Annotated in this window: 9 protein-coding genes; 8 read left to right on the top strand and 1 reads right to left on the bottom strand. The window is 34.0% G+C overall.

The annotated features are described in order from the left end of the window. Window positions 1–98 precede the first annotated feature (98 nt). The 4 genes from WKS98_RS02010 (at window position 99) to ypfJ (ending at window position 2,936) form a co-directional block, all read left to right on the top strand. Window positions 99–524, top strand: a complete 426-nt coding sequence (locus WKS98_RS02010) for a MarR family winged helix-turn-helix transcriptional regulator (protein ID WP_498916465.1) — start codon at window positions 99–101, stop codon at window positions 522–524. Beyond that, entirely contained in the window at window positions 517–1,356 is an 840-nt protein-coding gene (locus WKS98_RS02005) for a pirin family protein (protein WP_498916463.1), read from the top strand. The genes WKS98_RS02010 and WKS98_RS02005 overlap by 8 nt, the downstream gene beginning before the upstream one ends. A gap of 24 nt (window positions 1,357–1,380) precedes the next feature. Further along, window positions 1,381–1,953, top strand: coding sequence for a nitroreductase family protein (locus WKS98_RS02000; protein WP_498916462.1), 573 nt, complete (start codon window positions 1,381–1,383; stop codon window positions 1,951–1,953). A 119-nt stretch (window positions 1,954–2,072) separates the two neighbouring features. Beyond that, the gene (ypfJ, locus tag WKS98_RS01995; protein ID WP_498916460.1) at window positions 2,073–2,936 is read left to right on the top strand and encodes a KPN_02809 family neutral zinc metallopeptidase; all 864 of its coding nucleotides are present in this window, start codon (window positions 2,073–2,075) and stop codon (window positions 2,934–2,936) included. Window positions 2,937–3,007: 71 nt separating this feature from the next. Here the strand turns inward: ypfJ and WKS98_RS01990 are convergent, their stop codons facing one another. Further along, window positions 3,008–4,015 carry a serine hydrolase domain-containing protein gene (locus WKS98_RS01990; RefSeq protein WP_498916458.1) on the bottom strand — a complete coding sequence of 336 codons (1,008 nt, stop codon included), beginning with the start codon at window positions 4,013–4,015 and terminating at the stop codon, window positions 3,008–3,010. Between the two features lie 148 nt (window positions 4,016–4,163). Here WKS98_RS01990 and WKS98_RS01985 point away from each other — a divergent pair, with 148 nt between their 5' ends. The 4 genes from WKS98_RS01985 to WKS98_RS01970 all read left to right on the top strand — a co-directional run bounded on the left by WKS98_RS01985 (window position 4,164) and on the right by WKS98_RS01970 (window position 7,554). Further along, window positions 4,164–4,577: an NUDIX hydrolase gene (locus tag WKS98_RS01985; RefSeq protein ID WP_498916457.1), complete on the top strand. Its 414-nt coding sequence runs from the start codon at window positions 4,164–4,166 to the stop codon at window positions 4,575–4,577. 2 nt (window positions 4,578–4,579) lie between these two features. Beyond that, window positions 4,580–5,509, top strand: a complete 930-nt coding sequence (whiA, locus tag WKS98_RS01980) for a DNA-binding protein WhiA (RefSeq protein ID WP_498916455.1) — start codon at window positions 4,580–4,582, stop codon at window positions 5,507–5,509. A gap of 73 nt (window positions 5,510–5,582) precedes the next feature. Further along, complete coding sequence (locus tag WKS98_RS01975; RefSeq protein ID WP_498916453.1) at window positions 5,583–6,275, top strand: response regulator transcription factor; 693 nt, start codon at window positions 5,583–5,585, stop codon at window positions 6,273–6,275. Beyond that, window positions 6,250–7,554 (top strand): sensor histidine kinase, encoded by a 1,305-nt coding sequence (locus tag WKS98_RS01970; RefSeq protein WP_498916451.1) that lies wholly within the window; start codon window positions 6,250–6,252, stop codon window positions 7,552–7,554. The genes WKS98_RS01975 and WKS98_RS01970 overlap by 26 nt, the downstream gene beginning before the upstream one ends. The last annotated feature ends 2 nt before the right edge of the window (window positions 7,555–7,556 follow it).

The raw sequence follows: 7,556 nt of genomic DNA, 5'->3' as shown, positions 1-7,556 counted from the left end.
GAAAAATTTTTAAGAAAATGGTTTATGAAATAAAAACAGGGTAATATATCTATGTAGATTATATCTAATTAGATATAATTATCCTGGAGGTGATACTTGTGAGTAAAACAGAAATGAAGATTCTAATTGGACTTCATAGAAATATAAATGATATAGATAAAAAGACATTAAAGATTGCTGCTGAACATGGCTTGACCCTTAGTCAGTTTATGGTTTTAGAAGCCCTTTACAGTAAAGGTGATATGACTGTGGGAGAAGTTAGAGAAAAAATCCTAAGCAGCGTTGGAACTATATCTGTCATAGTTAACAATTTGGTGAAGATGAATTATATTGAAAGGCTTCCTGATGAAAAGGACAGACGTGTATGTATACTTCGTTTAACTAAAGATGGAAGTGATGTCATTAGAAAGGTAGTCCCTAAAAATGAAGCCATGATAGTAAATAGTATGAAAGTTTTAACTTCAGAAGAAAAAGAAAAACTTTTGTATCTCTTGAAGAAGATGGGAGGAAGATTAGATGATTAGAAAAGTTAAGACAAAAGTCAAAGGATTTGATACAAGAGATGGTGCAGGAGTAAACCTAGTAAGAGTTTTAGGAAGAGACACTGCAAAGGAGTTTGATCCAATTTTAATGCTTGACTCATTTGATAGCACAAACCCTGAAGATTACAGAGCGGGCTTTCCAATGCATCCTCATAGAGGGATTGAAACCATAAGTTATTTATCTAGAGGAAACATGGTTCATAGAGATAGCCTTGGCAATAAAGAAGCAATTACTGATGGAGAGGTTCAATGGATGAACTCTGGCTCCGGTATTATGCACGAAGAGATGATTCCAGATTCAGAAAGGCTTTTAGGTGTACAGCTGTGGCTAAATCTACCATCAAAGGAAAAGATGAGTAAGCCAAGTTACAACAGCATTAAAAAAAGTGAAATAGAAGATATTGAAATAGAAGGTGGAAAGCTTAGACTTTTAGCTGGTAGTTACAAGGACCACCAAGGCTACAAGGGAGACCATCTTCCACTTAACTATTACGATATTCACCTAGAACCAAATGTAGAATTTAAAGTTGATATGGAGGAAGATGACTCTGTGTTAATCTTTACGCTATTGGGAGACATCTACATTGGTGATGAATATATTGAAGAAAAAATAGCTGTTAAATTAACAGATGGTGACAGTCTTATAATTAAAAATGGCGATAAAAAATCACAGGTGCTATATATTAATTCAAAGGCGCTAAATGAACCTATTTCATGGGGTGGTCCAATTGTAATGAACACACCAAGAGAAATGCAAATGGCATATTTAGAACTTAGAAATGGTACTTTTATAAAGGAAAAAGTAGATTATTAATTTATTTAAAAACAGGAGGTAGAAATGAATATTATAAAATCATTAGAAAAGAGAAGAACATATTACAACATTAACAAAGAATTACCAGTTTCAGAAAGTGAAATTGAAGAAAAGATTAAAGACGTTACAGAGCTTGTGCCAGATGCGTTTAATATGAAAAGCGCAAGAGTGGTAGTTTTGTTTGGTGAAAAGCATGATAAGCTTTGGGATGAAATTTATAATGTATTTGAGGGTAAAGTTCCTAGAGAAAAGATAGATTCATTTAAAGCGGGAGCTGGAACTGTTCTATTCTTATATGATGAAAATACTGTTAAGAAAATGCAAGAAGACTTTAGCACTTATTCTGATAATTTTCCAGTTTGGGTAAATCAAGCAAATGGAATGTTACAAATTTCAGTTTGGTCAATGCTAAGGGAATTAAATTTAGGAGCGTCCCTACAACATTATAATCCAATTATAGATGACAAAGTTAAGGAATTGTTTGATATACCAAAGGAATATAAACTACTAGCTCAAATGCCGTTTGGTGGAATTGTAAGTGAACCTGAAGCAAAAGGAAAGGAAAATATAGACGAGAAAGTAAAAATTGTAAGATAGATTTAAAAGCATAACATGGTTTGAAATGTTATGTTTTTTTATTTTCTTGAGATTTTACAAAAGGGGTATAATACAAATATGTTATTCAAAAGGAAATATAGTAAACAAAGGAGATTTTTATGAAGTGGGAAGGAAGAAGGCAATCAAAAAATATAAGTAACGCTGGAAGAGGTGGCGGGGGCCGAGGTGTAGCAATTGGTGGCGGAGGTTTAATCCTTGCACTACTTGTATATCTTTTGACAGGGGACCCACAGGCTGCTCTTGAAACTGCATCACAAGGTGGTAACACCAATCAGCCACAAAATCAGCAGGAGTATAAATTAAGCCCAGAAGAACAAAAGCTTTATGACTACTCTGCAGTGGTGCTAGCTGACACTGAAGATGCATGGGCAGAGATGTTAGGTGAAGAAGGTATAGAATATAGACCAGCACAGATGAAAGTTTTTAAAGATTCAATAAGATCTGGATGTGGCCTTGCAAGTTCAAGAACTGGTCCTTTCTATTGCTCTAGAGACAATACAGTTTATATGGATTTATCTTTTTATGATGAACTAATAAATCGATTTGGTGCAAAGAATGGCGACTTTGTCTTGTCTTATGGAATAAGTCACGAGATAGGACACCACGTTCAAAATGTAACAGGGATAATGAGTCAGTATCAAAAGCAAATGGCACAGTTATCTAAAGAAGAACAAAACGCACTTACGGTTAGACTTGAACTACAGGCGGACTACTTGGCAGGTGTTGTTGCAAGGTACCAAGAGGACAAGGGCTACTTGGACCCAGGAGACCTTGAGGAAGCTATTTCCACTGCATGGGTGATTGGTGACGACACAATTCAAAAAAGGGCTACTGGAGAAGTTAGGCCAGAGTCATATACCCATGGCACCAGCGAGCAAAGATCCAGATGGTATAAAAAGGGATATGAAGCAGGAGATTTATCTAAATGGGATACATTTAGCTTAGATAGCTCAGAACTTTAAAATATATTATAAAGACAAGGGTTTTCTTGTCTTTTTTTATTGTAAAAAAAAAGAGAGGTTTCCCTCTCGAATTAATCTAAAAACATTGGTAAAATTATTTTTCTTATAAACATCCATCTGTTTCTTGAGTCTCTAATAAAGGACGAACTAATGGACACCACCATGTCCAGTTTTGGAATAACACATACACATTGGCCGCCTATGCCCAGTGCACAGTAAGCGTCATACTGTTTGTATTTGTATATCCACCAAAGGTATCCATAGTCATATTTCTCTTTTTTAAAAGACTCTTTCACAAAGTTTTCAGAAACAACCTGTGTCCCATTCCAGTTTCCGTTGTTCAAATATAAAAATCCAAACTTAGTCATATCACGAAGACTCATATTTATTCCAAATCCACCTATGGAGTTTCCCTGTGGGTCGTGAATCCAACCTCTCACATATCGACCAAATAAATTATCAAATCCAAATCCAGTCATAGGGTAGTAGGGAATTAAATCCATTCCAATTTTTGAAAAAAGATTTTTATTTGCATAGCGCCTTAGGGAAATTCCAATGGCTCTGGTTAAAATAACTGCAAGAAGATGGGTTCCAATGGTTGAGTACTTGAACCTTTCTTTATTTTCCTCCTTTGAAAGCAGATCAAGTGCGTACTTTGTCCAGTTGTCAGAACTTACAAAGTCTCCTAATGGCTCGTCCCAAGCTTTAAAGTCAAAGGGAGCAGTCATGTTTAAAATATGTTTTAATGTTATCTTTTTTAAGTTTTCATCTTCTATATCATACTCTGGAAAGAATTTATAAATGGGTGTGTCCACAGACTCTATATAGCCTTGGTCCATGGCAATTCCAAAAAGTGCAGACAGTATGGACTTGCTAACGGAGGCAAGGGGCTTTTTGTCCCTTTCATTAATGCCGTTATAATATTCTTCAAAGACACAATAGCTATCTTTAACAATCATAATTCCAGTTATATTATTGAACTCATTTTTAAGTGCTATATTTAATTTTTCTAATTTTTCTTTATCAAAATCATAAGTCTTATATTTAAAGCCATCAGTTGGCCAATAATCACGCTCCATAAAATCACCTACTAAAATTTTATCACATTTTTCGATAATAGGAGAAATCTAATCAATATTCTCATAATAGTTATATTTAATTTAATAAGTATAATTAATCCTAGGACGTGGTATAATAAATAATAGTTTAATATTTTAAGGAGGACATATGGAAGAAACAAGTGGCGGCGGAGTAATTGTCCGTAATGGTAAAGTTGTTGTTTTAAGAAAATTCCGTGGAGATTGGGTCCTTCCAAAAGGTCGTTTAGAGAAAGGAGAAACTAAAGAAGACGCAGCACTTAGAGAAGTCAAGGAAGAGGCAGGAGCTGACGCTTCCATAGTGCGATATATTGGCTATGTTAAATATTGGTATCGAAACTTTAGTGGTGAAAAGGTACAAAAGACAGTTCACTACTACTATATGAAAAGCGATACTCAAAAACTTAAGCCACAAAAAGAAGAAGGTTTTTCCGATGCGGTATACATGCCTTTTGATAAGGCTATAAGATTGGTTAGACATAATGCGGAAAAGAATATGATCCGCAAAGTTAAAGAATTTTATAGAAATGAAGGAAAGGGATAGACTTGTCGTTTTCAACAGAGGTAAAAAATGAGGTAAGCAGGCTCGCTTTTGATTCAAAAGGCGAGAAGCTTTCATTTCTTGCTGGACTTTATAGAGTCAATGGTTCTCTTTTATATAATTTTCAAAACACGAAGGTACAATTTTCTACGGAGACGAATGCAATAGCAAGACGCATATTTGCAGACATAAAAGATTTATACAATTATGAATGTAGTATAGAGGTGGTGAAGGGTTCTGCTTTTAGAAGAAAAAATCTTTACAAGATTTCAATTGAAAGTCCAATTTCAAAAGAGTTCTTGGAAGACATCGAACTAAATGCCGATCCTTTTTTCATTAATACAAATGATGTGCCAAAAAAACTTATAGAAGAAGATAGTTTTAAAAAAGCCTACATTGTAGGAAGTTTTTTAGGTGCCGGATCCATAACAAGTCCCGACAAGGGCTATCATATGGAGATAGTTTCAGGAAATTTGAACTATGCGAGAGAACTTAGCGAGATTTTAGAACATTTTAATATATATCCTAAGATTGCAAGTAGAAAGGACGACAACTTTCTATATCTTAAAGAGGGAGAGTCCATAGCGGACTTTCTTGCTCTTATAGGTGCATATCAGAATATGTTTAAATTTGAAGACATTAGAGTTTTTAAAGAGATAAAAAATAATGTCAACAGAGTTATGAACTTTGAATCTGCAAATATGGACAAGACAATAAACGCGTCCATTAAGCATGTGGATGATATAGAATTTATTATAGACAAAAAGGGTCTGGACTACCTAAACGAAAACTTGAGGGAGATTGCCATAGCAAGGCTTGAATACCCCGAGGATACTTTAAAGCAACTGGGAGAAAGGCTGGACCCACCAGTAGGAAAGTCGGGAGTTAATCATAGACTTAAAAAAATACATGAAATTGCTGAAAGTTTAAGGTGATTGTTGATATATTGTAATAATTTCAATGAGTTAAATCATAGAATTATTGATATAATAAATTTAGGGTGATTATATGCATAATATTTTGGTTTGCGATGACGAGAGAGATATAGTTGAAGCCATAGAATTTTATTTGGAAGAAAGTGGATATAAAGTTTTTAAAGCCTACAATGGAAAAGAGGCATTAGATTTAATTTTAAAAGATAATATTTTTGACTTAGTTCTTGCAGATGTAATGATGCCTGTAATGGATGGTATTGAACTGACAAGGAGAATAAGAGAGGTATCTTCTGTGCCAATTTTAATATTGTCAGCTAAGGGAGAATTGGAAGATAAGGTTGACGGCTTGGAAAGTGGTGCAGATGACTACATAACCAAGCCCTTTGACTCTGTGGAGCTACTTGCAAGGGTTAAGTCTGCCCTAAGAAGAGTGGAACTTCAAAATAAATTTAAAGATGTTTCGGGACATGTTGTTTATAGTGCCGGGAGAATAAGGCTTGACCACACAAAAAAAGAAGTACTAATTGATGGTGAGCCTATTTCCATAACGCCATATGAATATGGAATATTACATCTTCTAATCTCCAACAAGGGTAGGGTGTTTTCATCGGAAGAAATTTATGAAAATGTATGGAATGCACCGCCATATGATGTAAAAAAGATTGTGTCGGTTCATATATCAAGACTTCGAGATAAAATTGAGATAGACTCTAAAAGTCCAGATCATTTAAAATCCGTTTATGGAATGGGATATAAAATTGAATAACATAGATAAAAAGGACAACATTTTTAAAAGGGCAATAAGACATTACAAAAATCTCTTTATGGGAATTGACGGATACTTAGAAGAACAAATGGTTATAATTGCAATCCACTTAGGATTTCATTTTTTTATATACAGTATCATCATTACCATATTTGGGATTTATGGACGACCTGCAGCCTTAATATTTATAGCCTATTCTTTGATTCTTATAGGCATCAAAGTTGTACAAAGTGTAAAAAAATATGGAATACATGCGTTTTTATTCGCAGACTTAATTTATGGTTTTAAAATAAAGTATATAAACGTTTATTTTGAAGCCTTCATTTTGGTTGGACTCTTAGTTATATTTTATTTCTATCTTATGAAAGACAATGAAGACCCAATTGGACTTATCTTTATGGGAACTCTTGTATACAAGGTTTCAGTTTCTATATTGAAAAACTACCTTGGCAAGGTGCTACTTAATAGAAAGATAGAATCCCTATACAATGGAGAATATGAAAAGATATTTATAAACGACTCCACATTCAACAACTCTATTTTCTTAATGGACAATCTCTATCAAGCAATGAAAAATTCAATAGACGCAGAGTATAGAAGTGAAAAGTTAAAGACAGAGCTTATCACAGGAGTAAGCCATGACATTAAAACACCTCTTACATCTATAATAAACTACGTTGACCTTGTTAAGAGGGCAAAAAACGAGGAAAAGAGAAATGAATACCTTGATACCTTAAGCTATAATGCAAAGAGGCTAAAGGCTATGATAGTGGATTTAATTGAAGCTTCAAAGACTGGGTCTGGATCTATTGCTCTTCATATGCAAGTTATTGAACTAAACGAGCTTATACTTCAAACCTATGGACAGTTTGATGAAGACTTCGAAAAGAATGGATTAAAACTAGAATACAATTCATTTAAAGAAAATATTTTTATTAAACTAGATGCAGATAGACTTAACAGAGTGTTTGAAAATATTTTTTCAAATATCATCAAGTACTCTGAAAAAGAGAGCGTTGTAAATTTAGACATAACTAAAGACAGGGGCAAACTAAAAATCAGCATAAAAAACAAATCTAGAATAAAGTATGGTAGCGACATTAAAGATCTTCAAGAGAGATTTATAAGAGCTTCTGACACCGATGAGATAGAAGGGTCAGGCCTTGGACTATATATAGCAAAGGCGTCAATAGAACTGCTAAACGGAGAGTTTCAAATAAGGCTGGAAAAGGATTGCTTTATTGTAGAAATATTTTTTGCTATTAGAGTTAAAAAATAGGT

Source organism: Lagierella sp. ICN-221743, from assembly GCF_037890055.1.
Lineage (GTDB): Bacteria > Bacillota > Clostridia > Tissierellales > Peptoniphilaceae > Mediannikoviicoccus.
This window is presented reverse-complemented; position numbering and strand designations above follow the sequence as displayed.

Excerpts from the sequence above, each read along its gene's own strand:
- WKS98_RS02005 (WP_498916463.1), top strand. The coding sequence starts at position 517 with ATGATTAGAAAAGTTAAGACAAAAGTCAAAGGATTTGATACAAGAGAT.
- WKS98_RS02000 (WP_498916462.1), top strand. The coding sequence starts at position 1,381 with ATGAATATTATAAAATCATTAGAAAAGAGAAGAACATATTACAACATT.
- ypfJ (WP_498916460.1), top strand. The coding sequence starts at position 2,073 with ATGAAGTGGGAAGGAAGAAGGCAATCAAAAAATATAAGTAACGCTGGA.
- WKS98_RS01990 (WP_498916458.1), bottom strand. The coding sequence starts at position 4,015 with ATGGAGCGTGATTATTGGCCAACTGATGGCTTTAAATATAAGACTTAT.
- WKS98_RS01985 (WP_498916457.1), top strand. The coding sequence starts at position 4,164 with ATGGAAGAAACAAGTGGCGGCGGAGTAATTGTCCGTAATGGTAAAGTT.
- WKS98_RS01975 (WP_498916453.1), top strand. The coding sequence starts at position 5,583 with ATGCATAATATTTTGGTTTGCGATGACGAGAGAGATATAGTTGAAGCC.
- WKS98_RS01970 (WP_498916451.1), top strand. The coding sequence starts at position 6,250 with ATGGAATGGGATATAAAATTGAATAACATAGATAAAAAGGACAACATT.